Genomic DNA, 23,079 nt, shown 5'->3' on the forward strand with positions numbered 1-23,079 from the left:
GCCTGGATTCGGGGAATTCTCCCGATTCCTGCTCATGCCGGACGCACCTCTCCCATCAGAGGTCGGCCCCATTTGCTGATGTTGAGCATCGCCAGCATGGCGAAAGCGCGGTTGGCATTCTTCGCCAAGCCGCGATAGCGAACCTTGGCAAATCCCCACAGGCGCTTCAAGGTAAGAAACGGGTGCTCGACCTTGGAACGCACACTGGACTTGCGCCGGTTGGTTTCCTTGTCGGCTTCGCTCAAGGGATGATTCTTGTAGGCGCGTTTGTTGGTGAAGTCTTTCGCCTTCGGCGCAATGTCCTTGAGTCGTTCCCGCTGCTGCTTGCCCCGGTAGGCACTGTCACCGTAGAAACGGGTTTCCTCGCCATGCAGCAGGTTCGGCACTTGGTGGCTGTCATGGACATTCGCCGCAGTGACGCTCGCGCTATGAACCAGGCCCGTCTGACTGTCGGTGCCAATGTGCAGCTTCATGCCGAAGTGCCACTCGTTGCCCTTTTTGGTTTGATGCATCTCGGGGTCACGGCGTTTCTCTTGATTCTTGGTCGAGGGGGGCGCAGCGATCAGTGTGGCATCGACAATCGTGCCACCGGACAGCTTCATGCCGTTGGCCAGCAGCAATTCGCCCACCTTGGCGAACAGCGCCGCGCCCAGCTTGTGCTCTTCCATCAAGTGACGAAAGTGAAGCAAGGTCGTCGAATCGGGCGCCCGTTCGCGGCCAAAATCGAATCGGCAGAAGTCTCGAAACACGGCCACGTCGTAGAGCGCGTCTTCGCAGGCTTCGTCGCTCAGGTTGAACCAATTGGCCACGCAGTACATCCGCAGCATCCGCTCTACACCCACCGGCGGACGGCCATTCCCGGCCTTCGGGTAATGCGGCTCGATCAACGCACAGAACTCGGCCCACGGCATCAAGCCGTCCATTCTCGCCAGAAATTCCGCCTTGCGCGTCGTTCGGCCGTGCTTCTCGAATCCTTTCACTGCCGCCAGCGTCATCTGCTTCATCGTCTTGTCTCCTGTGATCACAACCCTTTGTCTGACTCCATGACAAAGAAATCGTTCACGGCGTTTGTACCTTATTCAGCGTTTCCCTAGCGCTTTGTCGTCCAACAGAACGCCAAGCTCGGTGCGGCCTAGGATGCCCTTTTGCGTGAGATTTGCACTGCCCAAGACCGCAAGCGAATCTGAGATAACAGCTTTGGCGTGTATGTCGGGGATGTGGTGAATCTGGGCAAGGTTTTCGCGTACAAATGACCAAGCACTTGGGCGATCTCGCGTGGAAAGTGCCCGCAACCATTCGGTCACGTCGGAGAGCATGCGCCAATCAGTTGTGACGCTAAGAATGCGCCGCAGGTATTGAACCCCGACATAGGGGCTCACGATCCGCACTGGACCGCTGAACGCAACGCGTAAGACCGCCGAATCAAAAGGTGATTCAGTGTCGGTGTCAGAGTGGTAGAGAAGTTTCGCCATGATCGCCAGTAAAGACCGGTCACATTATGCGCTAGGGCATGGCTATGACGAGGAGATGGAATTCGGTATGTCCAGATTTAACGGACAACCTGACGGGCTAGTCCTCGGCCTGGACGGCCGTTGGACATGCGACTCGTTTCGTCAGCAGTCCGTCGGAAAGCCGCCGTCAACGATTGATCGCCAGCCTTCAGGGTCGCTGTGCCTGAGCGGTCGGTGGCTGCGGAGCGAGTTCAGAGGCTAGGGCAGTGCCACTGAACAGGCGCTGAATCAGATCTGCCAACCTAGGCGACGCCGCATCATTGGCAATTTTTCGGCAAGCCTCCACAAATCGTTCTGTGGCCGTGCCGAAATTGGGATCGTAGGTTTTCCGTTGAAGCCGCATCTCGATCATGCGGCGCATGAAGCGGCGAAGCTTGTCGAGGTCCTCCATGCCGCGGATAGCAGCCTCGAAATCAGCTGCCGTGGCGCGCTGCATCGCCACTTGTTGCAGGGTCCCCCAGCCACTGTTCTCGATGATGTAGATGCACGCGTCGACCACTGTGGCGTTGGCCTCGGCGTTTGCATTAATTTTCGCGAACTCGGCTTGGATCTTTGGATGGAGCGGGTTATTGAAGGGGTTGTCGTCATTCACCGTGGTTGGCTTGCTCGCCTTGAAGGCCTGAATCCAGCCTTCGACGATCGCCTCGCCAATAGCCGCCCCTCCCGGCATTTTCGTGAGTACCGAGTCGAGCTGCGTTGCGACGAATGGATCGAGCAGGCCTGAGCGCGCGGGAAACGAAGCGGCTTCGGCCACCAACTGCGCCTCGTCGACACGATGATCCCAATAGACCCGTTTGAGGAATTCTTGCGCGGATTCTCTCGCCTCCATGGCTTCCGTTTCCGCCACATAGCGATCGATGATCGTTTCGATACTGCCGGCCTCAAATAGGCCTGATTCCAAAAACTCGACCAGTCGTTTCTCAAATTCGTCGCAGCTGTGGATGCCCAACTCTTGCATAAGCATCCGCCAACCGTCCTCCCGTTTCTCCTGTAAGGTCGGCTCCTTGTTGCTGTCCCTGACGAAGGCAGTCCAGTCCGGATTGCCAGCATTCAACGCGAACTTGAAGTCCGGTCCATCCGCCAAGCCTCGATAGTGGATGGCAGAAAACAGGACAATGGATGGAATCACACGCGCTTGGATGGCATTCTTCAAGTCGCGCTCCGCCAAGATCAGATTGGCGACACGAATGACTTTAATGACGATCCGGATGTTGGTAAGGCCGCAGGCAACGGACGCTCGTTTGATCGCTTCCGCATATTTCGATGGCACGAGCATGTTGGCAATGGAAAATGTTTCGTCGGCGGAGGTCGATAGCCTGATCTCTTGGTCAATCACCTTCTCCCGAAACGTCGCCCAGAGCTTTTCTTGGTCACCCTTGCTGGATAGCTGGTCGTCGTTGAGCACGAGGACGAATCGCGAGTAGTGCTGTTTTGAATATTCGTCGATGAAGCCCAGCACCTCGTCGATGCCCAACTTCTCGTGCTTGCGCTCGATATCGTCGATGACGATTACCTTGCCTCGAAGCACCACAGGCGCCATCAACAGCACATTCAGGTCATTAAGGGCTGCCAACGCCTTGTAGTGCGTCGAAAGAGCCTTCACGCCGACCCTAAACAGGCCCTTGATCCCATCAAACACGCCGCCGTGGGACTCCACGCCAGGGATGGCAGCTTCGATGAGCTTGCGTTTGATATGGTCGATACTCGACAGGCCGAATAGCGACACATAGAGGGCTTTCTTGACCTTGTCATCGCTGGATTCATTCTTGACCTCATTCCAAAGGTGGGTCTTTCCGGTACCCCATTTGCCCGACAAGGCGATCACGTTGTTGTCAGCTTGTCCTAGGAGTTTGACCAGCTGATCTCTTGTCTTTTTCAGCGACACAGTTTTCTCCCGATAGATTCAAGCTGGCGTGGTCCGCTGAACCATCGATGAAACGCCCTATCGACGCACAGCGAGCTGGTAACTCTGGCGATGCCGATCCACCAAAAACTATTCGCATTTAACCAGACAAAGAAAGGAGACGCGACGCTATCTGGGTCAATGGTAGAGATGTGACACCTGTCATGTAACCCGAGCGTGTGGGAACTGCTACTCAGATATGAAACACGCCGGATGGCGGCAGTAGATGAGATCGCGGCCGCTCGCGCTGCGGAAGCTGAACGGCCGTTCCGGCCGAACATCGGACCAACAATCCTCGGCATCGTGCTGCCTTTGTCGCGGCATGAATCGCCGTCCCGCCGGCGCCGACTCCCGTTTTGTTTCTACCGTTTGCCGCCCAGTTGCTCGCCCTCAGGCCCCTTCGCGCTCCGCGAGGCGCCGCAGCACCAGCGGAAATGCCCCGGTCAGGAAACAGGCGACGGCCGAGACGATCAGGGCCCAGCCGGCCATGTCGTCGTTGAACAGCGGGTGGACGCCCTTGAGCATTCCCGCCAGCGCCGCGCCGCCGGCCAGCAGCAAGACGAGGCCGAGCAGGGTGAAGGCGATGAAGGTCCAGGGCCAGTGGTGGGGTTTCATGGTTCGTTCCGGTGGGGCGGTGTCGCAGTGCTTTTCATGATGGCATGAAAGGGACGGGTACGGCCGGGCGCGGCACGGATAGTCGGCGCAGGGGCTTTCCGGGGCAAAATGGCGGCTGTGATTTCGCAGGAGCCGCAATGAACCCGACCCGAACGCCCGTTATTCGACACGCCTTGCATGGCCTTGCGGCGCTGTGCGCCGCCGCGCTGCTCGCCGCCTGCGGCAAACCCGAGTCGGCCTCGGCGCCGTCGGTCGCCGCGCCGCCGGCCGGCACCCCGTGCGTGCTGCCGCGCATTGCGCCGAATGCGGAATTCAGCAAGAGCGATGACGAGCTGTTCGCCGCCGCGGTGGCCGGCAATGTCGGCGCGGCGGTACAGGCGCTCGAAGCCGGCGCGAAGGTGGATGCGATCGGCGCGCTGAAGCGTACGCCGCTGTTTGCCGCTGCCTTCTGCGATCGTCCGGAGATGGTGAAGCTGCTGCTGGAGAAGGGCGGCAAGCACGAGCTGGCCGACGCCAACGGCATGCTGCCGCTGCATGCGGCCGTGGTGGTCGGCGGCGCGGAGACGGCCAGGGTGCTGCTCGCGAGCGGCGCGAACGTCAATGGCCGCGATGCCGCCGGGCGTACCGCGCTGCATCTGGCGGCGGCCACCAACCAGCCGGCGATGGTCGAATTGCTGCTGGCCGCGAAGGTCAACTCGACGGCGAAGGACAAGCATGGCATGAGTGCCGCGGCGGTGGCCGCCGACAATGGCCATTCGGCGCTGGCTGCGTCGATCAGGAAATGGCAGGAGCAGCACAAGGCGCCGAAGCCCTAGCGCGGTGGCTCGCCGCGCGCAATGTCAAGCCGCGGGGGCCGCAACTATTTTTCCGGGGTGGGCGTGGAACCCCGCCATCGCGATCGGCTTTCATCGAAAATGAGTCCGTCGCCACCTGTCCATCGGGATGCAGTGAAATGAAGATCGTAGTCGTTGATGACAATGAATCCATGCGCAAGGTATTGCGCGCCGTCTGCGAGGGCGAAGGGCATCAGGTCATCGCCGAGTTCGGCGACGGCACGGGTTTGCTGGACTACGTAAAGAAGCAGCGTCCCGATGTCGTCTGCCTCGACTTCGAGCTGCCCGGCAAGAACGGGCTCGAACTGCTCGTGCAAATGGATGCCGCGGCGAACCAGGTGGACGTGGTCATGATTACCGGCTCCGAAGATCCGGAGTTGAAGGGGCATGCCGCCGATCTGGGCGCCACGGGCTTCATTCAGAAGCCGTTCGAGCAGGCGCAGGTGATCGACGAACTGAGGGAGATCGCCAAAACGCGCGCAATTGCCGCTCGCGCCGCGGCGATCCCGGTGGTGGCCGAGCCGACCCCTGCGGCACCTGCCGGGTCCGCGCCGCAGGTGGCGACCGGGGTGGTGCCGCGCTCCGCCGTCATCGTCGATGACAGCGGATCGATCCGGCTCCTGTTGAAGGGCATCCTCGGCGAACTCGGCATCAAGGTGCTTGGGGTTGCCGCCAGCGGCCGCGAAGGCATCGAGGTGGTGCAGAAGTTTCGCCCGGCCCTGGTCTGCCTCGACGTCGACATGCCGGGCATGACCGGTGTCGAGGCATTGCCGCAGATCCGCGCCGCCAGCCCGCAAACGAAGGTGGTGATGATCACGGGCAATGCCGGTCGCCCGATTGTGGAAGCGTCGGTGGCCGGCGGCGCCAAAGGTTATTTCCTGAAACCGATCCGCCCGGCCAGGGTCGAGGAATTCATCAAGAAGCTGCTTCAGCTTTAGCGCGGAGCGGTTGCATCATCCGGCGCGCCTCAGGGCCCCGTGCCGCCGCGGCTGCGGTCCCTGAACGAGCAGTCCGCGGCATGGATGTGGCCCGGGTAATGCTGTTCGAAGGTGCGGCAGATGTCCGGCTTGAACAGCCACTCCTGCTCCGGCGTGGTGAACAACTTCGCATCGATGATCACTTCCCGTTCCCGGTACACCTCGAATATCTCCACTCCGGGCGGTGCTATCCGGTTGCGGCTCAGGTGCTCGATCAGGCCGCAGATCGTGTCGGAGAAGTAGGACTTGTACTCGTTGCCTTCCTCGAACATGCGTATCCGCGCCTCATAGGTGTAGGGCAGTCCGCTGTCGTATTTCGACTTCGGGCCGAGAACTTTGCTCAGCAGGTTCATGGCTGATCTCCTTGAGGAGGATTGACCTGGCAACAATGCTACCCCAAGAGCTTCCGTCCGGCACGCAATCGCGCGCCGCCGGTGTTCGCGGCTCCTCATCGGATTTGCCCGGCATGCCCGTCGTGCGTCAGAATGCGCGCATGAGATCCGACTCCCCAGGCGCATTGAATGCCGCCGTGTCGCCAGCGCCGACCAGCGTCTGTCCGCAATGCGGCGCGCAGTTTCGCTGCGGCATGGAGGGCGGCGACGCGACGTGCTGGTGCGCGAGCCTGCCGCCCTTGCTGCCGGTGCCGCCGAAATCCGCCGGGATTGTGCCCGCGGCAAGCTGCCTCTGCCCTGCCTGCCTGGCGACCAGGCTTGATTCGGCCGCAAGGAAAATGGACGCTCCGGGCTAGTAATCCATGTTGTTCGTGTGGATATTTGCTAGGATGGCGAAAATAGTCCGAAAGGCATATGTCCCTTGAGCACAAGCCGCCTCGCTTCGATGAAACTGAAGGACAAGATACTGGTGTTCTTCGTCGGCATCATGGCCGTGCTGGTCGTGGTGCTGACCGTTTTCTCCGCGCTGGGCTTTCGCCGGTTCTCGATCTACAACACCGAGCGCCATGCGCGGTCGGTTGCCGACACGGTCAAGGTCGGTCTGACCGAAAGCATGATCCACGGCACGATCGACAAGCGCCAGCAGTTTCTGGCGCGGCTCTCGTCGGTTGCCGGCGTCAAGCAGGTGCGTGTCGTGCGCGGGCCGGCGGTGGTCAGGCAGTTCGGACCGGGCCTGCCCGGCGAGGGAGTTGCCAACCCAAATGTCATGACGGTGCTGGCGACGGGCAGGGAAGCGTTCGATATCGCCGAAGCGGATGACGACCTGATCTTCCATGCGGTGATTCCCTATGTCGCCAATGACCAGGGCGTCCCCAATTGCCTGCAATGCCATCAGGTTGCCGTCGGCACGGTGCTGGGCGCGGTGAGCATCGACATTTCGCTGGCCGAAGTGCGGCGCCAGGGAATCATCGCGGTGATCGTGGTGAGCCTGGCCGTGTTCCTTGTCGCACTGGTGGCACTGGCGCTGTTGCGCCGCATGATGGCACCGCTGTCGGCAACCGCGGAGGCCGTGCAGAACGTCACCTTGCAGGCCGTGGGAGGCAATTTCGCCGGTCGCATCAGCCAGCACAGGAACGACGAAGTGGGCGACATAGCGCTCAACATCAACCGGCTCATGGAGTTTCTCGAGCGCGAGATGACGACCATCCGCACCCGCGTCGGCCAGTTGATGGGACATCAGGTAACCGAAGGTGGCAACCAGCTGGTGCATACCACCGAGATGGTCGAAAGCCTGGTCGAGGTTTCCCAATTCAAGCAGGCCATCGAGGAAGACCAGACCAAGCTCGAAATCTACCAGCGACTGGCGGACATGCTGCAGCGCAAGTATGACTTCAAGCGTTTCTCCATCTACGAGATCGCGGCGAGCAAGAACCGCATGACGCCAATTCTGGTCGACGGCGAACTCGGCGCCGCATGCCGCCATTGCGACCCGCAGGTAACCATCGATGCGAACTTCTGCCGCGCCCGCCGCACCGGCCACGAAGTGGATGCGGTGGATTTTCCGGGCCTGTGCACCATGTTCCGCCCGGGCGCGGCAGGCGATACCCACATCTGCCTGCCCATTACCCAGTCCGGTTCCGCCGGTTGCGTGGTGCAGATCGTCATTGCGGCCGACGAAACCGGATTGGCGGGCCTGATGGCTCCTTTCGTTTCCGTCTATCTGCGCGAAGCCGGTCCCGTGCTGGAAGCCAAGCGCCTCATGGAGCATCTGCGCGAGAACGCCCTGCGCGACTCCCTGACCGGCCTCTACAACCGGCGGTTCCTGGAGGAATATGTCGGCACCATGGTGAGCGGCAGCCAGAGGCGCAAGAGTGCCTTCTCGGTGCTGATGCTCGACCTCGATTTCTTCAAGCAGGTGAATGACACCCACGGCCACGAGGCGGGCGACAAGGTGATCAAGACCCTTGCCGATATCCTGATGCGCAATGTGCGTACTTCGGACATGGCGGTGCGCTATGGCGGCGAGGAATTCCTGCTGTTGCTGATGGATACCGGCGGCGACGCGGCGATGAAAGTGGCCGAGAAGATTCGCGGCGAAGTCGAGGCGACCAAAATTCCCCTACCAGGCGGAATGCTGCAAAAAACCATTTCGATCGGCGTGGCGGAATTTCCGAATGATTCGGACACCTTCTGGCAGGTGGTCAAATTCGCCGACGTGGCCCTGTACAAGGCCAAGTCGGGCGGTCGCAACCGGGTGGTGCGCTTTCTGCCGGAAATGTGGGACGCCAGCGAGAACTATTAGTTTTTCGCAATTGAGGAATCCGGCGGAATTGCAGGGTTGGTGCCGGCGAAGCGCGGGCCTTGGTTCCTGTCGGGCAGGCGCGGGCAGTGCGGGTCGAGGCAGGAACAGTCGTCAGCCGCGAATGAAGATTGACGGCGGATGCCGATGCCGGGGATACTCCGCCACATGCGCTTGAACTTTCTCTCCCTTCCTGAATGAAGACAACGCCAGGCACGGAAATCGACCTGCTTGTGGTTGGCGGATTGTTTCAGCGCGAGGCGGGACATTTCATCGCCGCCCGGACGGCAGAGGAATGAACTCCACGTCAAGAATGCGGCCGCTGGCCGAGTTGTCGTCCCAGGTACGATCGCGGATCGTCGGCGTGCTGGCGGACATCGACGATACGATCACCAGCGACGGGCGCCTGACGGCGGCCGCCTATATGGCGCTGGAGCGCCTGTACGCCGCCGGCATCATGGTGATTCCGGTCACCGGGCGGCCCGCCGGCTGGTGCGACCACATTGCGCGCATGTGGCCGGTGGATGCCGTGATCGGCGAGAACGGCGCTTTCTGGATGCGCTACGACGGGAAAGCGAAGCGGCTCAGGACGGTCTTCGTCGGCCAGCCGCCGGCGGACCGCCAGTCGCGGATCGAAGCGATCGCGGCGGAGATCCTCGCCGCGGTGCCGGGTTGCGCGCTCGCCTCCGACCAGTTTTGTCGCGTTGCCGATCTCGCGATCGACTTTTGCGAGGACGTCGCGCCCCTGCCGCGGGCCTCCGTCGACGCCATCGTGCAGCGCATGGAAGCCGCTGGAATGCGCGCGAAAGTGAGTTCCATTCACGTCAATGGCTGGTTCGGCGATTACGACAAGCTGAGCACGACGCGACGCATGCAGGCCGAGGAATTCGGCATTTCGCTGGAGAACCCGGTGGAGCGCGAGCGCTGGATCTTTGTCGGCGATTCGCCCAACGACGTACCGATGTTCGGCTTCTTCCCCAATTCGGTCGGCGTCGCCAATGTGCTCGATTTCGCTGATCGGCTGGAAGCCACGCCGGCGTGGATCACCGGCGCCCGCTCGGGGGCCGGATTCGTCGAACTTGCCGAGGCGCTGCTGGCGGCGCGCAAAGCCTAGTCGCTGGTGTCATACTTCGCAGCAATGCGGCGGCATGCCCGAGATACGCACCGGGAATGAACTCATGACGGAATCTGCGGTAGCAAGCATCAACTTCAGGGAAGCGGCGCTCAAACTGCTGCCCGAGGGCGCCAACTTCGAGGCCTGCCTGACCTGCGGGCTTTGCTCCTCGGGCTGTCCGGCCTCGGGGATCGAGAACATGGACCCGCGCAAGTTCATCCGCATGGCCCTGCTGGGCATGGACGAGGAGCTCTCGACCACGCCCTGGATCTGGTGCTGCACGCTGTGCAAGCGCTGCCAGTACGTCTGCCCGATGAGCATCGACGTCTCGCAACTGGTTTACCTCGCCCGCGGCAACTGGCCCGAGGACAGGAAGCCGTCCGGCATCGTGCGCTCCTGCCAGCTCACCCGCTCCAGCGATTCGACCAGCGCCATGGGCATGCCGCCCGCCGACTTTGTCTCCGTGGTCGAGGAGGTGCTGGCGGAGGTCCGCGCCACACAACCCGGTTTCAGTCAATTGCGGGCGCCGATCGACAAGAGGGGCGCGCACTTCTTCGTCAACCAGAACTCCCGCGAACCGATGAACGAGCCGGAGGAAATGGTGCCGCTGTGGAAGATCTTCGACGTCGTCGGCGCCGACTGGACCTATGCTTCGAAAGGCTGGGCGGCGGAGAATTTTTGCATGTTCTCGGGCAACGAGGAGGCCTGGCGCGAGGTGATCCGCAAGCGGGTCGAAGCGGTCAATGAACTCGGCTGCGAGGTCTGGCTGAATACCGAATGCGGCCACAGCTACTACTCGATGTGGCAGGGCATCGAGCGCTTCGGCCTGCGGGCCAATTTCCGCCTCGAAAGCATCGTTACGTACTACGCCAAATGGATACGCGAAGGCAAGCTGCCGATCGATTCGCGCTGGAACACCCATGGCATCAAGTTCACCGTGCAGGACCCGTGCATGATCGTGCGCAAGGCATACGGCGATGCCATCGCCGAGGACATGCGCTTTGTCGTCAGGACCCTCGTCGGCGAAGAGAACTTCGTCGACATGCAGCCCAACCGCAGCGCCAACTATTGCTGCGGCGGCGGTGGCGGCTTCCTGCAGGCCGGTATGACCGACCACCGGCGGGCCTACGGCAAGCGCAAGTTCGACCAGATCGCCGCCACCGGCGCCGCCTACGTCCTCACGCCCTGCCACAACTGCCATTCGCAGATGCATGACATCGGTCACTATTACGGCGGGCACTACGGGGTTGTCCATCTGTGGACGCTGATCTGCCTCTCCCTCGGGATACTCGGCAAGAACGAGCGCATCTACCTGGGCCCGGACTTGCGCGGCTGAACATGTCCTCCGACGCAACGACACTGGAAACCGAAGTCCTCATCATCGGTGGCGGCGTGACCGGCACCGGCATCATGCGCGACCTCGCGCTGCGCGGCATCCACAGCCTGCTCATCGACAAGCGCGACCTGTGCGCCGGCGCCTCCGGCGGCAACCACGGCCTGCTGCATTCGGGCGGCCGCTATGTGTCGACCGATCCCGCCGCGGCGATGGAATGCCGCCAGGAAAACGCGCTGCTCAAGCGGCTTGCGCCGCAATGCATCGAGACAGCCGGAGGCTTGTTCGTCGCCGTCGAGGGGGATGATCCGGCGTTCGCCGAGCAGTTTCCGGCCTTGTGCCGGAACGCCGGCATCGACTGCGAGGAACTGAGTCCCGCCGAGGCGCGCAGGCTGGAACCCGTGCTCTCGGACAAGCTGTTCAAGGCCTGTCGCGTGCCCGATGCCACCATCGATCCCTTTCACCTGGCGCTGCTGAACGTCGATCACGCCCGGCTGATCAACGGCAGCGTCTATCGTCCGCATACCGAGGTCCTGCGCTTCGAAATGGCGGACGGAGAAATCCGCGCGGCGATCTGCCACGACCATCTGCACAAGCGACAGATCACCATACGCGCCAGGCAGTTCGTGAACGCCGGCGGCGCCTGGGCCATGAACATCGCGCGGCTGGCGGATTGTGCCGACGTGCGCCTGCTCTACGCCAAGGGGACCATCCTTGTCAGCAACGACCGCCTGGCGCACCACGTCATCAACCGGCTGCGGCCGCCCGGCGACGGCGACATCCTGGTCCCGGGTGGCACGGTTTCCCTGCTCGGCACCACCTCAACCCGCGTCGACGATCTCGAAAACGTCGGGCCCACCGCGGAGGAAGTCGACCGCAACATCCGCGAGGGGGCGGCGATGATTCCGGCGCTGGCCGAGGCCCGCTACATCCGGGCCTTTTCGCGGGTGCGGCCACTGCTGCAGGCCGCCGGGAATTCCAGCGACCGCACCGCATCGCGCGGCTTTGCGCTGCTCGACCACGCATCGCAAGGACTCGGCAACTTCTGCACCATCACCGGCGGCAAGCTCACGACCTTCCGCCTGATGGCCGAAAAAGCTTCCGATCTCGTCGCCGGCCGGCTCGGCAACCGGCAGGCCTGTCTGACTGCCAGCGAGCCGCTGCCGGATGACGAAGCCTGCAGCTGGACCGAGCCCGCCACTGCGCTGAAGCACTGGCATCGCGACCGGGATGCCGACGACATGATTCTCTGCGAATGCGAAATGCTGCCGCAGTCGGCGATCGAGCAGATCTTCGCCGGCTCGCCGGGCAGCGAGCAGGAGCGCACCATCGAAGCCGTGGCCCTGCGTTCCCGCGCGGGGAAGGGCCCCTGTCAGGGATCGTTCTGCGGCATCCGCATCGGCTCCTGGCTGTATGACCAGGGCCATTACCGTGATGCTACCGGCCTTGCGCACATGCGCGACTTCTTCGACGAGCGCTTCAAGGGCCAGCGCTGCGTGATCTGGGGCCAGCAGGCGGCGCAGATGGAACTGGCGGAAGCCCTGCATTGCGGGCTGCTCGGTCTCGACACGCTGAAAGAAGACGGGTGAGCGCCGAGCCGCGACATTTCACCACGCAACTGGCGGTGATCGGCTCGGGGATCGCCGGCTTTGCCGCGACTATCTTTGCCATCAATCGCAAGATCGTCACCGCGCAAGTCGGCAACACCGGGGCGGTGGCTTATACGACCGGCTACCTGGATTTGATCGGCAGGTGCGGCGGTGCCGCCGTCACCGACCCCTGGCAGGCGCTGGCAAGCTTGCGCGAAACGGAACCGACGCATCCGCTGTGCAGGATTCCTGCCGACGATATTCAGCGGGCATTCACCGAATTCACGGACTTTCTCGGCGCCTGCGGGCTGGCCTACAGTGCGCCGGGGCGTTCCAATATCACGGCGCTGACTCCGGTCGGCACCCTGAAGCAGACGCTCTGCGTGCCGGCCACCATGGTCGCTGGGCCAAGCGCGCTGGCCGCCAATGCGCTCTGCGTGATCGTGGATTTCAAGGGTCTGAAGGGCTTCAGCGGCGCCGAGGTGGTGGCCAATCTGCGCGATCGTTGGCCGCGCCTGAGTACGCAACGCATCGTCTTTCCCGGCATGGAGCGCGGCGAGCTCTATCCCGAAGTCATGGCCCGGGCGCTGGAGGTTCCGGCCACGCGGGAAAAGCTGGCCGTGGCCTTGAACGCTGTTGTTGGGTCGGCACGGGTGATAGGCCTCCCGGCAATCCTCGGTATGCATCGTCCCGACCACGTGCTGGCCGAGCTGGAGCGCCTCACGGGCCGCGAGATATTCGAAATCCCCACCATGCCGCCGTCCGTGCCAGGCATCCGCCTGCGCGAGCTGTTTCAGCAGGCCCTGCCGCAGCGGGGGGTGACCCTGATTCCCCAGCAAAGGGTCACCTCGCTGAGCTTCGACGGCGATGGCGCGACCCTCGCCCTGAGCGACAGCTACGGCCCGATCCGCGTGCATGCGCAGGCGGTCATCCTGGCCACCGGCCGTTTCCTCAGCGGCGGCCTCGAAGCGCATCCCGCGGGCATCCGCGAGCATTTGCTGGACCTGCCGGTGACGCAGCCGGCAGGCAGAGTCGACTGGTACCGCGAACGCTACACCGACCCGCGCGGCCACGCTATCCACCGCGCCGGCATCGAAGTCGATGATTCATTCCGGCCCTTGACCCGTGAGGGTCGCCGCTACGACGAGCGCCTGTTCGCCGCCGGGGTCATCCTCGCCCACCAGGACTGGATACGCAGCCGCAGCGGGGCGGGCATCGCCATCGCCACGGCTTTCAAGGCGGTGGTGGAAGCGGAACGGTTCCTCGCAGGCCGCTGAGGTCGCCCGTCATTCCGGGCAGGGCGCCCGCAACTCAGTCCTCGATGCGCAGTCCGCTCGCGGCGTCGAAGTGGTGTTCGTTTGCCCGGTCGTAGCGCAGCGCCAGCTTGCCGGTGTGCGCGGCAAAGGATTGATGCAGGCGGACTGCGACGCGCGTGCCGTTCGAGCCCCCGGCGAGGCGGCCATAGACCAGCGTATCGCTGCCGAGCGGCTCCAGCAAATCGACGTCCACCGTCAGCATCGCATCGCCCGGCGCGCAGGGTTCGAGGTGCTCCGGGCGGATGCCGAGCAGGATGTCCCTCCCGTTGCGCTGCTCGGGGATCAGGTTCATCGGCGGCGAACCGATGAAGCCGGCGACGAAGGTCGTGGCCGGTTTGGCATAGACATCGAGCGGCGCGCCGATCTGCTCGGCGCGGCCGGCGTTCATCACGATCATGCGCTGCGCCATGGTCATGGCCTCGACCTGGTCGTGCGTGACATAGAGGCTGGTGGTCGCCAGCCGGCGGTGCAGCGCCTGCAGTTCGGCGCGCATCTGCACCCGCAGCTTGGCGTCGAGGTTCGACAGCGGTTCGTCGAAGAGGAACACCGCCGGCTCGCGCACGATGGCGCGGCCCATGGCGACGCGCTGGCGCTGGCCGCCGGAAAGTTCGCGCGGCTTGCGATCGAGGTAGGGGCCGAGTTCCAGGATCTCCGCCGCCCGTTTGACGTGGGCCTCGATGTCGGCCGAGGACATGCGGCGGATTTTGAGGCCATAGGCCATGTTCTGGCGCACCGACATGTGCGGGTAGAGCGCATAGTTCTGGAACACCATGGCGATGTTGCGATCCTTGGGTTCGAGGTCGTTGACCACGCGCCCGTCGATCGCGATCTCGCCGGAGCTGATCGTTTCCAGCCCCGCCACCATGCGCAGCAGCGTCGACTTGCCACAGCCCGAAGGCCCGACCATCACCACGAACTCGCCATCGGCGATGTCCACGTCGATGCCCTGGATCACCTTGACGGCGCCGAAGGACTTGTGAACCTTGCGGATCGATACGCTGGCCATTATCGCTTGCTCATTTTTCGGTTTCCACGAGTCCCTTGACGAACCACTTCTGCATCAGCAGAACCACCGCCGCCGGCGGCAGCATGGCCAGCATCGCGGTGGCCATGATCAGGTTCCACTCGTTGGCCGAGTCTCCGCCGACGATCATGCGCTTGATGCCGATCACCACCGTGTACATCGATTCGTCACTGGTGATCAAGAGCGGCCACAGGTATTGGTTCCAGCCGTAGATGAACTGGATGACGAACAGTGCCGCCATGGTGGTCTTCGACAGCGGCACCACCACGTCCCAGAAGAAGCGCATCGGTCCGGCGCCGTCGATGCGCGCTGCCTCGGCCAGTTCGTCCGGAATCGTCATGAAGAACTGGCGGAAGAGGAAGGTGGCGGTTGCCGAGGCGATCAGCGGCAGCGTCAGGCCGGCATAGGTATTGAGCAGGCCGAGGTCGGCCATCACCTTGAAGGTCGGGATGATGCGCACCTCGACCGGCAGCATCAGGGTGACGAAGATCATCCAGAAAAAGAAATTGCGCAGCGGGAAGCGGAAATAGACGATGGCGAAGGACGAGAGGATCGAGATGGCGGTCTTGCCCAGCGGCACCGCGAGCGCCATCACCGTGCTGTTGAGCAGCATGTCCAGCACCGCCGCCTTCGATCCGGTGGTCGATCCGGCGAACAGCACCTGGGAATAGTTGTCGATGAAATGGCTGCCCGGCAGCAGCGGCATCGGCACCGACATGATCTCTTCGAGCGACAGCGTGGACGCGACGAAGGTCACGTAGAGCGGAAAGGCGATCAATACCGCGCCGACGATCAGGACGGCGTGCGTGATGAAGTCGAGCAACGGCCGTTTCTCTACCATGGGGCGCCCATCAGTACTGCACCTTGCGCTCGATGAAGCGGAACTGGATCACTGTCAGCGCGATGACGATGATCATCAGGATCACCGATTGCGCCGAGGAGCCGCCGATGTCGGCCGACTTCACGCCGTCGTGGTACACCTTGTACACCAGGATCTGGGTTGCCTGCGCCGGCCCGCCTTGCGTGGTCGCGTCGATCACGCCGAAGGTTTCGAAAAACGCGTAGACGATGTTGACCACCAGCAGGAAGAATGCGGTCGGCGACAGCAGCGGCAGCACGATGGTCCAGAAACGCCGCGCCGGCCCCGCTCCGTCGATCGCCGCCGCCTCGATCAGCGACTTCGGAATCGACTGCAGCCCGGCGAGGAAGAACAGGAAGTTGTAGCTGATCTGCTTCCACACCGATGCGATGATGATCAGCAGCATCGCCTGGTCGCCCTTGATGATCCAGTTCCAGTCGACGCCCATGCCTTTCAGCATGTAGGTGACGATGCCGATCGACGGCGCGAAGAGGAAGGCCCACAGCACGCCGGCTACCGCGGCCGCGACGGCGTAGGGCCAGATCAGGACCGTCTTGTAGAGCAGCGCGACCGAGCCGCGCACCACGCGGTCGGCCATTACCGCGAGCAGCAGCGAGATCACTATGCCGAGGCCGGCCACTGCGACGCTGAACACGGCCGTGGTCTTGAACGACTCCAGATAGTGGGGATCCCTGAACAGCGTCGTGAAGTTGTCTAAGCCGACGAATTCGCTGTGCAGGCCGAACGCGTCCTGCAACTGGAAGGAATACCAGACGGCCTGTCCCGCCGGCCAGAAGAAGAAAATGATGGTGATGGCGAGCTGCGGCGCCAGCAGAACATAGGGCAGCCACGCCGAGCGGAAGACTACGCGCTTTTCCATTCGGCGTGCCTGACGGCCGAGCTTACTTGTTCGCCGCCTGGAACTTGCGCAGTATCTCGTTGCCCCGCTTGACCGCATCGTTCAATGCGGTCTGGGCGTCCTTCTTGCCCGCGAACACGGCTTCCATCTCCTCCTCGATCACTTCGCGGCCCTGCACGTAGTTGCCGAAACGCAGGCCTTTGGAGTTCTCTGTCGGCGTATTCAAGGTCAGTTGCTTGACGGCCGTGTCCCGCCCCGGGTTCTTGTCGTAGAACCCTGACTTGCGCGTCAGTTCATAGGCGGCCAGGGTGATCGGCACATAACCCGTGGTGGTATGCCATCCCATCTGGATATCGGGTTGCGAGAGGAAGGCCATGAACTTCGCCACGCCCTTGTACTCGTCGGGCTTCTTGCCGCCCATCACCCACAGCGAAGCGCCACCGATGATCGAGTTCTGCGGCGCGCCTTTCACATCGTCGTGGTACGGCAGGAAGCTCAGTTCCCAGTCCGTCTTGCCCGCCTTGATGGTGCCTGCCAGCGCGCCAGCGCTGATGGTTGCCATCGCGCACTCCCCGGACTGGAACTTGGAGTCCGCCTGGTTGGTGCGCCCGGCGTAAGTGAACAGGCCTTTCTTCACCATGTCGCCAAGCATTGCCACATGGCGCACGTGCAGTGGCGAGTTGATCTTGAACTCGGTGTCGACACCGCCCATGCCGTTCTGCCTGGTGCCGATCGGCACGTTGTGCCAGGCGCTGAAGTTCTCGATGTGAACCCAGGACGGCCAGCCGGAGGTATATACGCAGTCCTGCCCGGCAGCCTTCAGCTTCTCCGCTACTGCGATCAACTCCTTCCAGGTTTTGGGCGGCACCGGCGGCAGGCCGGCCGCCTTGAACTTGTTCCGGTCGATGTAGAAAAGCGCGGTCGAACTGTTGAAGGGGAGGGACAGCATGTTGCCCTTGATGTCCGAGTAGTAGCCCGCCACGGTAGGCAGGTAGGCCTTCGGATCGAAGGGCTCCTTGGCGTCCGCCATCAGCTTGGCCACCGGCACGATCGCGCCCTTGGCCGCCATCATGGTGGCGGTGCCGACCTCGAACACCTGCAGCATGTGCGGTGCGTTGCCGGCGCGGAACGCGGCGATCGCGGCCGTCATCGACTCGGGGTACTGCCCCTTGTAAACGGGGACGACCTTGTAGTCCTTCTGGCTTTCGTTGAACTTGGTGGCAAGTCCGTTGAGCGCCTCGCCGAGCGCGCCGCCCATCGAGTGCCACCACTGGATTTCGGTCACTGCATGGGCGGCGGGGGCGGCGAGGGCGCCGGCGGTGAACAATGCGACGGCGAGTGTCTTGAGTTTCATGGTGACCTCCTCTGGGTACGGCGGCTTCTGAAGATATCGAGAGATATTTTTATGAGTATAGCTTGAATGACTGGAACGATTTCAAGCCCGGTTCACATGGAAACGCCATCGCTTTCACGGCGAATCGCTTGAGACACCGCGCCTCTCGTCGTGGATATCCGCAATTGTCGCGTGGCGGAGAGGGGGGTAGTATCAGTATCGGCGTCCCTGCATTTTCCACGAGGTTGGGAGAACTTTCATCATGAAGACTCACCAGGATTCGATGCCGCACGGGACCAAGCTGTTGCATGACCCGCTGCGCAACAAGGGCACGGCCTTTACCGAGGCCGAGCGCGACGCGCTGGGATTGCGTGGCCTGCTGCCGCCGCACATCCACACCCAGGAAGAACAGATGGCGCGGGTTCTCGAAAACTTGCGCCAGATCGACGATCCGCTTCAGAAGTACGTCGCGCTCGCCGCCCTGCACGACCGCAACGAGGCGCTGTTTTTCCGCGTGGTGTGCGACAACGTCGATGAAATCATGCCGCTGATCTATACGCCGACGGTGGGTCTGGCTTGCCAGCGCTATGGCCACATCTTCCAGCGGCCGCGCGGCATGTTCATCAGCGTCAATGATCGCGGCCGCGTCGCCGAGATCCTGCGCAACTGGCCGCTCAAGGCCGGCATCATCGTCGTCACCGACGGCGAACGCATCCTCGGCCTGGGCGACCAGGGCGCCAACGGCATGGGCATTCCGGTCGGCAAGCTGTCGCTGTATACGGCCTGTGCCGGCGTCGAGCCGTCGCTGTGCCTGCCGGTCACCCTGGACATGGGCACCAACAACGAAACCCTGCTTGCCGACCCCTACTACGTCGGCCTGCGCCGCCACCGCGTGACCGGACCCGACTACGACGAACTGATCGACGAGTTCATCACCGCGGCGCGCGAGGTGTTTCCCGACGTCATCATCCAGTTCGAGGATTTCGCCAATCACAACGCCTTCCGCCTGCTGGAAAAGTATCGTGACCGCATCTGCACCTTCAACGACGACATCCAGGGCACGGCCGCCGTCGCGCTGGCCGGCGTGCTGTCGGCGTTGCGTGTCAAGGGCACCCGGCTTGCCGACGAGAAATTCCTCTTCCTCGGCGCCGGCGAGGCGGCCACCGGCATCGCCGACCTGATCGTGGCGGCGATGGTGGCCGAAGGCATCGACGTGGCCGAGGCGCGCAAGCATTGCTGGCTGGTCGACTCGAAGGGGCTGGTGGTCAGGTCGCGCGAGGGCCTGGCGGCGCAGAAGCTGCCGTACGCCCACGAGCACGCCCCGGTTGCGGATTTCCCCTCGGCGCTTAAGGTGCTGAAACCCACGGGCATCATCGGCGTCGCGGCGGTGGGCGGCACCTTCACCCCGGAGGTGCTGCGCGCGATGGCCGACAACAACCCGCGCCCGATCGTGTTCGCGCTGTCGAACCCCACCTCGAAGGCCGAATGCACGGCGGAGCAGGCCTACCAGGGCACCGACGGGCGCGCCCTGTTCGCCAGCGGCAGCCCGTTCGGGCCCGTGCAGTTTGGCGGCAAGACACTGGTGCCGCGCCAGGGCAACAACTGCTACATCTTTCCCGGCGTCGGGCTCGGCGCAATCGCCTGCGGCGCCACGCGCATCAGCGACGAGATGTTCCTCGCCGCGGCCCGCACCGCCGCAGACGAGGTCACGGCGGCGGACCTGGAGCAGGGCAGCCTGCTGCCTTCGCTGTCGAGCATCCGCGCCGTGTCCGTGCGCATCGCCGTCGCGGTCGCCGAGGTGGCCTGGCGGCGCGGGCTCGCCGCCAGGCCGCGGCCCGACGATCCGCTCGCGCTGGTGCAGTCGCATGTGTACGATCCGCACTACCGGACTTACGCCGAGCGCGCGCCGGCCGCTTGAGCTATTTGCGCGAGGGGATATAGTGGCGCCGTGTGCGTGCCTTGCGAAGATGGAGCATCGATGATGGATCTGGCTAATCTGCCGCTTGACCTTGCCGGCTTGCTGGCGCTGGCTGCCGGGCTCGGCTGGGCCTCCGGCCTGCGCCTGTACACGACACTGTTCGTCATCGGCATCGCCGGCAAACTGGGCTGGGTCGTACTGCCGGATGGCCTGCGCCTGCTGGAACACCCCTGGGTGCTGGGCGCCGCCGGCCTGATGCTGCTGCTCGAATTCTTCGCCGACAAGATTCCGCTGCTCGATTCGCTGTGGGACACGGTGCACACCTTCATCCGCATCCCCGCCGGCGCGGCGCTGGCGGCGTTGGTCTTCGGTGGCCAGGGCATCGAATGGCAGGCCGCGATGGCGATCCTCGGCGGCACGCTGGCCGCCGGCACCCACTTCACCAAGGCCGGCGCGCGCGCCATGATCAACGCCTCGCCCGAGCCCTTCACCAACCTGGCCGCCTCCTTCGGCGAGGATGTCGTGGTCCTCACCGGCCTGTGGCTGATGTTCGCCCATCCGTGGCTGATGCTGGCCCTGCTGCTGCTGCTGGCGGCGTTGATCGTCTGGCTGCTGCCCAAGCTCTGGCGCGGCATTGCCGGGGTCGTGCGCGGCTTGTCCCTGCCGCGCTTTCCGGCCAGGCTTTCGGGATGACGCCTGCCCGCCTGCCGGGACTCGACTGATCCGGCCATGGAGAGACACAGCGAACGTCTGGAACGCATCAGGAAGCTGGCATGGCTGCTGACGGTCCTGTCCTTCCTGGTGGTGCTGGTCAGCGCGTACATCCGCCTGAGCGGCGCCGGCCTGGGCTGCACCGGCTGGCCCGACTGCTACGGGCAATTGCTGACCGCGGGCGGCACTACCCACACCGGCGCGGTGCGCATCCTGCATCGCAGCGTCGCCTCGCTTTCGCTGCTGCTGGGCTTTTATCTCGCCTGGCAATGCCTGCGCCCGCAACCGGTGCAGCCGCTGGCGCGCCATGCCACCCTGCTGCTGGTGCTGATGATCGTGCTGGCGCTGGTCGGCGTGTGGGGCGCCGATCCGCATCGGGCATGGACCAGCTTCTTCAACATGCTCGGCGGCGTCGGCCTGGTGACGCTGTCCTGGCGCATGGTCGTGGCAGCCGGGCCCGCAGCGCCCGGCCCCGCGCCCGCGCGCTCCACCGCCGTGCTGCATGCGGGCCTGATCGCGCTGGGGCTGGCGATTGCGCTGGGCGCCCTGATCGGCGCCCGCTTCGCGGCCACGGCCTGCATGACGACGCCATCATGCGCCGGCAGCTGGTGGCCGGCGGCCGAGGGCTGGGGCGCGCTCAATCCCTTCGCCCGAGTGGCGGCTCCGGCCATGCCCGGCGATGCCGGCGGCGTCGCCTTGCACCTGCTGCACCGTTACTGCGCGGTCTCCGCCGTATTGTTGCTCGGCATCGCCGGGCTGCGGGCGCAGGCGGCGGAGGCAACGCGGGGCATCGGCAAATGGCTGCTGGTGCTGGTGGTGCTGGAATTCGCGCTGGGCGGCCTGACCGTGGTCAGTGGCTTCAGCCTGTGGCTGGCGGTCGGCCACAGCGTTGGTGCCGCGGCGCTGCTGGCGGTCGGCGCGCAGTTGATGGCGCGCTCGCGGGTCGCCGCCGCGTAGTTTGAAAATCGCCGGACGGCACGTGCCGCCGTAGCGCCGGCGCCGACTCCCGGGATTGTCCGCGCGTGCTTCCCGCGCCATGCGCACACGGCCGCCGAATTTGCCGAGATAGAGGCGAAAGCCACCGTGTTCTTGGCCTTTCGCGCCGGCGCCACTGCCCTGATGATGACTCATCCTGTCGATCGTCGATCGGCCCGATACGGCAACAATGGAGGACATCATGATCGTTCGTCGCCGCACCTGGTTCTACCGCCTGGCCGGGCAACGCTTTGCCCATGTCATCACCTTCGAGAATCCGATCACCGCCGCGAAAGTCAAGGAAGCACTGGGCCGCACGATCGGCATGCCCGTCGAACTCTGGGGGCGTTCGACCTAGCCCGCCGGGTTGCCGGCCGCTGCCGCCCCAGGCAAGGAGCCGTTGTGAGAACCATCGTTGCCCTGTTGATACTGGCCGGATGCGGACCAAGCCCCGACTCGGTGATGTGGGGCTGCCAGCTCGATGTGCAAAAGGGCAATGCCGGCAAGTCGGGCGAGGCGCTGGCGGAAAAAATCCGCGACATCGACGCCTGCATGGAAGCCCGCGGCTATCGTCGCGACCGCGACAATCGCGCCTGCCAGTCCGGCGAGGCGAAGTCGTCATGCTATCTGCGCCGATAACGCCACAGCGGTGGCGGATTGCCGGCGCAATGCGTTTCCTTTTCGCGTCGATTTCCTTCTGCCTCATGGCGCTCGGCCAGGGGGCTGCCTGCGCCGAATCGATACGCGACCAGGAAATCGCCGAATGCCGCAGCGGCGAAATCGCCGTCTGGAACGATGGCGTCGACCGCCCCGCGATCCATTCGTCGCTGCGCATCGCCTATCGCCATGACGACGCGCCGCCGTGGTTCGATCGCAGCGAAGTCGAAGCCCTGGTTTCGCGCGCGGCCAACGCCTGGGCGGGATGCGGCGTTCCCGTCGTCATCGTTCCCGATGCGCAGGCCGATCCGCGCCTCCCGGGCACGGTGCGGGTCCAGTGGAGCGAGGCGGGCAGCCGCGGAAATTTCGGGCTGAGCAATCTTTCGGCGCGCACGCTGTCGCTTGGCCCCGGGGCGTTCGCGCTGCTGCGTTCGCGCAATCCGTCCTACAACGCGATGCAGACGCTGCAGATGGTGCTGTCGCACGAGCTGGGGCATTTCTTCGGCCTGATGGCGCATTCGCGCCGCTGCATCGACGTGCTTTCCTACTACCACGACGGCAAGGGCGCCCGGTGCTTTACCCGCGATCCGGCGGGCATCGGCGCCTTCGTCGAATACCGCCACACCCTGCCGACCGCCTGCGACATCGAGCGCTGCCGCGCGGTGAATGGGCTTCCGCCGCTGCAAAAAAGCACGGCCCCCGCCGGCAGGCGCTGAGGGCGGTACCGCCCAATGCCGCGCGGCGATCCGGCGCGCGCGCCGCCTGCGGCAATTCGCCGTTACCTGCCCGCAAAGCGAAATTCCAGGTACGCAAAGCGCGCCGGCGCCGACTCTCGGGAGTTGGACTCGCGCCCGGCCTCCG

The 23,079-nt window shown here is 63.9% G+C and carries 24 protein-coding genes; 14 read left to right on the top strand and 10 right to left on the bottom strand.

Translation table 11 applies throughout. The features are described from left to right. Positions 1-32 precede the first annotated feature (32 nt). From SUTH_RS06225 to SUTH_RS06240, 4 genes are all read right to left on the bottom strand, one after another. Positions 33-1,004: an IS5 family transposase gene (locus SUTH_RS06225; RefSeq protein ID WP_041096297.1), complete on the bottom strand. Its 972-nt coding sequence runs from the start codon at positions 1,002-1,004 to the stop codon at positions 33-35. A 75-nt stretch (positions 1,005-1,079) separates the two neighbouring features. After that, positions 1,080-1,472 (bottom strand): phospholipase D-like domain-containing protein, encoded by a 393-nt coding sequence (locus tag SUTH_RS06230; RefSeq protein WP_041097939.1) that lies wholly within the window; start codon positions 1,470-1,472, stop codon positions 1,080-1,082. Positions 1,473-1,659: 187 nt separating this feature from the next. Continuing rightward, a complete protein-coding gene (locus SUTH_RS06235) occupies positions 1,660-3,396 on the bottom strand; it encodes a P-loop NTPase fold protein (protein WP_041097941.1) in 1,737 nt (578 codons plus the stop codon). 408 nt (positions 3,397-3,804) lie between these two features. Further along, a complete protein-coding gene (locus SUTH_RS06240; RefSeq protein WP_041097943.1) occupies positions 3,805-4,029 on the bottom strand; it encodes a hypothetical protein in 225 nt (74 codons plus the stop codon). 137 nt (positions 4,030-4,166) lie between these two features. Here SUTH_RS06240 and SUTH_RS18335 point away from each other — a divergent pair, with 137 nt between their 5' ends. After that, the gene (locus tag SUTH_RS18335) at positions 4,167-4,844 is read left to right on the top strand and encodes an ankyrin repeat domain-containing protein (protein WP_171817324.1); all 678 of its coding nucleotides are present in this window, start codon (positions 4,167-4,169) and stop codon (positions 4,842-4,844) included. Between the two features lie 137 nt (positions 4,845-4,981). Then, positions 4,982-5,800: a response regulator gene (locus tag SUTH_RS18340; RefSeq protein ID WP_052473344.1), complete on the top strand. Its 819-nt coding sequence runs from the start codon at positions 4,982-4,984 to the stop codon at positions 5,798-5,800. Positions 5,801-5,829: 29 nt separating this feature from the next. Here SUTH_RS18340 and SUTH_RS06255 read toward each other — a convergent pair whose 3' ends face one another. Further along, positions 5,830-6,192: a hypothetical protein gene (locus SUTH_RS06255; protein WP_041097945.1), complete on the bottom strand. Its 363-nt coding sequence runs from the start codon at positions 6,190-6,192 to the stop codon at positions 5,830-5,832. A gap of 140 nt (positions 6,193-6,332) precedes the next feature. Here SUTH_RS06255 and SUTH_RS18960 point away from each other — a divergent pair, with 140 nt between their 5' ends. After that, positions 6,333-6,587 (top strand): cysteine-rich CWC family protein, encoded by a 255-nt coding sequence (locus tag SUTH_RS18960; RefSeq protein ID WP_084207538.1) that lies wholly within the window; start codon positions 6,333-6,335, stop codon positions 6,585-6,587. A gap of 65 nt (positions 6,588-6,652) precedes the next feature. Further along, a complete protein-coding gene (locus tag SUTH_RS06260) occupies positions 6,653-8,533 on the top strand; it encodes a sensor domain-containing diguanylate cyclase (protein WP_231851108.1) in 1,881 nt (626 codons plus the stop codon). Here the strand turns inward: SUTH_RS06260 and SUTH_RS19300 are convergent. After that, positions 8,530-8,799, bottom strand: a complete 270-nt coding sequence (locus SUTH_RS19300; RefSeq protein ID WP_148312864.1) for a hypothetical protein — start codon at positions 8,797-8,799, stop codon at positions 8,530-8,532. The genes SUTH_RS06260 and SUTH_RS19300 overlap by 4 nt on opposite strands. Positions 8,800-8,825: 26 nt before the next feature. Between SUTH_RS19300 and SUTH_RS06265 the strand changes: the two genes are divergently transcribed. The 4 genes from SUTH_RS06265 to glpB all read left to right on the top strand — a co-directional run bounded on the left by SUTH_RS06265 (position 8,826) and on the right by glpB (position 13,843). Next, the gene (locus SUTH_RS06265) at positions 8,826-9,644 is read left to right on the top strand and encodes an HAD family hydrolase (RefSeq protein ID WP_197539654.1); all 819 of its coding nucleotides are present in this window, start codon (positions 8,826-8,828) and stop codon (positions 9,642-9,644) included. A 64-nt stretch (positions 9,645-9,708) separates the two neighbouring features. Next, complete coding sequence (locus SUTH_RS06270) at positions 9,709-10,980, top strand: (Fe-S)-binding protein (protein WP_041101815.1); 1,272 nt, start codon at positions 9,709-9,711, stop codon at positions 10,978-10,980. A gap of 2 nt (positions 10,981-10,982) precedes the next feature. Then, complete coding sequence (gene glpA, locus SUTH_RS06275) at positions 10,983-12,566, top strand: anaerobic glycerol-3-phosphate dehydrogenase subunit A (RefSeq protein ID WP_197539655.1); 1,584 nt, start codon at positions 10,983-10,985, stop codon at positions 12,564-12,566. Further along, positions 12,563-13,843, top strand: a complete 1,281-nt coding sequence (gene glpB / locus SUTH_RS06280) for a glycerol-3-phosphate dehydrogenase subunit GlpB (protein ID WP_052473346.1) — start codon at positions 12,563-12,565, stop codon at positions 13,841-13,843. The genes glpA and glpB overlap by 4 nt, the downstream gene beginning before the upstream one ends. A 34-nt stretch (positions 13,844-13,877) precedes the next feature. Here glpB and SUTH_RS06285 read toward each other — a convergent pair whose 3' ends face one another. Genes SUTH_RS06285 through ugpB form a run of 4 tightly spaced genes read right to left on the bottom strand, consistent with a single transcriptional unit; the run spans position 13,878 to position 17,978 of the window. Then, positions 13,878-14,888 (bottom strand): sn-glycerol-3-phosphate import ATP-binding protein UgpC, encoded by a 1,011-nt coding sequence (locus SUTH_RS06285; RefSeq protein WP_041097951.1) that lies wholly within the window; start codon positions 14,886-14,888, stop codon positions 13,878-13,880. 10 nt (positions 14,889-14,898) lie between these two features. Continuing rightward, a complete protein-coding gene (ugpE, locus tag SUTH_RS06290) occupies positions 14,899-15,747 on the bottom strand; it encodes a sn-glycerol-3-phosphate ABC transporter permease UgpE (RefSeq protein ID WP_041097952.1) in 849 nt (282 codons plus the stop codon). 10 nt (positions 15,748-15,757) lie between these two features. After that, positions 15,758-16,645, bottom strand: coding sequence for a sn-glycerol-3-phosphate ABC transporter permease UgpA (gene ugpA / locus SUTH_RS06295; RefSeq protein WP_041097954.1), 888 nt, complete (start codon positions 16,643-16,645; stop codon positions 15,758-15,760). Between the two features lie 22 nt (positions 16,646-16,667). Next, on the bottom strand, positions 16,668-17,978 hold the full coding sequence (ugpB, locus tag SUTH_RS06300) for a sn-glycerol-3-phosphate ABC transporter substrate-binding protein UgpB (protein WP_041097956.1): 1,311 nt from the start codon (positions 17,976-17,978) through the stop codon (positions 16,668-16,670). Between the two features lie 241 nt (positions 17,979-18,219). On the opposite strand from ugpB, the gene maeA reads away from it, so the two are divergent. The 6 genes from maeA to SUTH_RS06320 all read left to right on the top strand — a co-directional run bounded on the left by maeA (position 18,220) and on the right by SUTH_RS06320 (position 22,934). Then, a complete protein-coding gene (maeA, locus tag SUTH_RS06305; protein ID WP_084207281.1) occupies positions 18,220-19,875 on the top strand; it encodes an NAD-dependent malic enzyme in 1,656 nt (551 codons plus the stop codon). A gap of 63 nt (positions 19,876-19,938) precedes the next feature. Then, positions 19,939-20,568, top strand: coding sequence for a DUF4126 domain-containing protein (locus tag SUTH_RS06310; protein ID WP_052473820.1), 630 nt, complete (start codon positions 19,939-19,941; stop codon positions 20,566-20,568). 36 nt (positions 20,569-20,604) lie between these two features. After that, the gene (locus SUTH_RS06315) at positions 20,605-21,543 is read left to right on the top strand and encodes a COX15/CtaA family protein (protein WP_041097958.1); all 939 of its coding nucleotides are present in this window, start codon (positions 20,605-20,607) and stop codon (positions 21,541-21,543) included. Between the two features lie 220 nt (positions 21,544-21,763). Beyond that, positions 21,764-21,919, top strand: coding sequence for a hypothetical protein (locus SUTH_RS19600; RefSeq protein WP_171817325.1), 156 nt, complete (start codon positions 21,764-21,766; stop codon positions 21,917-21,919). Positions 21,920-21,963: 44 nt separating this feature from the next. Beyond that, positions 21,964-22,200, top strand: coding sequence for a hypothetical protein (locus SUTH_RS19305; protein ID WP_148312865.1), 237 nt, complete (start codon positions 21,964-21,966; stop codon positions 22,198-22,200). A 29-nt stretch (positions 22,201-22,229) separates the two neighbouring features. Then, positions 22,230-22,934, top strand: coding sequence for a zinc metalloprotease (locus SUTH_RS06320; RefSeq protein ID WP_041097960.1), 705 nt, complete (start codon positions 22,230-22,232; stop codon positions 22,932-22,934). Positions 22,935-23,079 lie beyond the last annotated feature (145 nt).

Origin of the sequence: Sulfuritalea hydrogenivorans sk43H (genome assembly GCF_000828635.1) — a bacterium.
In the GTDB taxonomy this organism is placed as follows: Bacteria; Pseudomonadota; Gammaproteobacteria; order Burkholderiales; family Rhodocyclaceae; genus Sulfuritalea; species Sulfuritalea hydrogenivorans.

What these genes read in the sequence shown, in the direction of transcription:
- SUTH_RS06225 (WP_041096297.1), bottom strand. Translation starts at nt 1,004, where the DNA reads ATGAAGCAGATGACGCTGGCGGCAGTGAAAGGATTCGAGAAGCACGGC.
- SUTH_RS06230 (WP_041097939.1), bottom strand. Translation starts at nt 1,472, where the DNA reads ATGGCGAAACTTCTCTACCACTCTGACACCGACACTGAATCACCTTTT.
- SUTH_RS06240 (WP_041097943.1), bottom strand. Translation starts at nt 4,029, where the DNA reads ATGAAACCCCACCACTGGCCCTGGACCTTCATCGCCTTCACCCTGCTC.
- SUTH_RS18335 (WP_171817324.1), top strand. Translation starts at nt 4,167, where the DNA reads ATGAACCCGACCCGAACGCCCGTTATTCGACACGCCTTGCATGGCCTT.
- SUTH_RS18340 (WP_052473344.1), top strand. Translation starts at nt 4,982, where the DNA reads ATGAAGATCGTAGTCGTTGATGACAATGAATCCATGCGCAAGGTATTG.
- SUTH_RS06255 (WP_041097945.1), bottom strand. Translation starts at nt 6,192, where the DNA reads ATGAACCTGCTGAGCAAAGTTCTCGGCCCGAAGTCGAAATACGACAGC.
- SUTH_RS18960 (WP_084207538.1), top strand. Translation starts at nt 6,333, where the DNA reads ATGAGATCCGACTCCCCAGGCGCATTGAATGCCGCCGTGTCGCCAGCG.
- SUTH_RS19300 (WP_148312864.1), bottom strand. Translation starts at nt 8,799, where the DNA reads ATGTCCCGCCTCGCGCTGAAACAATCCGCCAACCACAAGCAGGTCGAT.
- SUTH_RS06265 (WP_197539654.1), top strand. Translation starts at nt 8,826, where the DNA reads ATGAACTCCACGTCAAGAATGCGGCCGCTGGCCGAGTTGTCGTCCCAG.
- SUTH_RS06270 (WP_041101815.1), top strand. Translation starts at nt 9,709, where the DNA reads ATGACGGAATCTGCGGTAGCAAGCATCAACTTCAGGGAAGCGGCGCTC.
- glpA (WP_197539655.1), top strand. Translation starts at nt 10,983, where the DNA reads ATGTCCTCCGACGCAACGACACTGGAAACCGAAGTCCTCATCATCGGT.
- SUTH_RS06285 (WP_041097951.1), bottom strand. Translation starts at nt 14,888, where the DNA reads ATGGCCAGCGTATCGATCCGCAAGGTTCACAAGTCCTTCGGCGCCGTC.
- ugpE (WP_041097952.1), bottom strand. Translation starts at nt 15,747, where the DNA reads ATGGTAGAGAAACGGCCGTTGCTCGACTTCATCACGCACGCCGTCCTG.
- ugpA (WP_041097954.1), bottom strand. Translation starts at nt 16,645, where the DNA reads ATGGAAAAGCGCGTAGTCTTCCGCTCGGCGTGGCTGCCCTATGTTCTG.
- ugpB (WP_041097956.1), bottom strand. Translation starts at nt 17,978, where the DNA reads ATGAAACTCAAGACACTCGCCGTCGCATTGTTCACCGCCGGCGCCCTC.
- maeA (WP_084207281.1), top strand. Translation starts at nt 18,220, where the DNA reads ATGAAGACTCACCAGGATTCGATGCCGCACGGGACCAAGCTGTTGCAT.
- SUTH_RS06310 (WP_052473820.1), top strand. Translation starts at nt 19,939, where the DNA reads ATGGATCTGGCTAATCTGCCGCTTGACCTTGCCGGCTTGCTGGCGCTG.
- SUTH_RS06315 (WP_041097958.1), top strand. Translation starts at nt 20,605, where the DNA reads ATGGAGAGACACAGCGAACGTCTGGAACGCATCAGGAAGCTGGCATGG.
- SUTH_RS19600 (WP_171817325.1), top strand. Translation starts at nt 21,764, where the DNA reads ATGATCGTTCGTCGCCGCACCTGGTTCTACCGCCTGGCCGGGCAACGC.
- SUTH_RS06320 (WP_041097960.1), top strand. Translation starts at nt 22,230, where the DNA reads ATGCGTTTCCTTTTCGCGTCGATTTCCTTCTGCCTCATGGCGCTCGGC.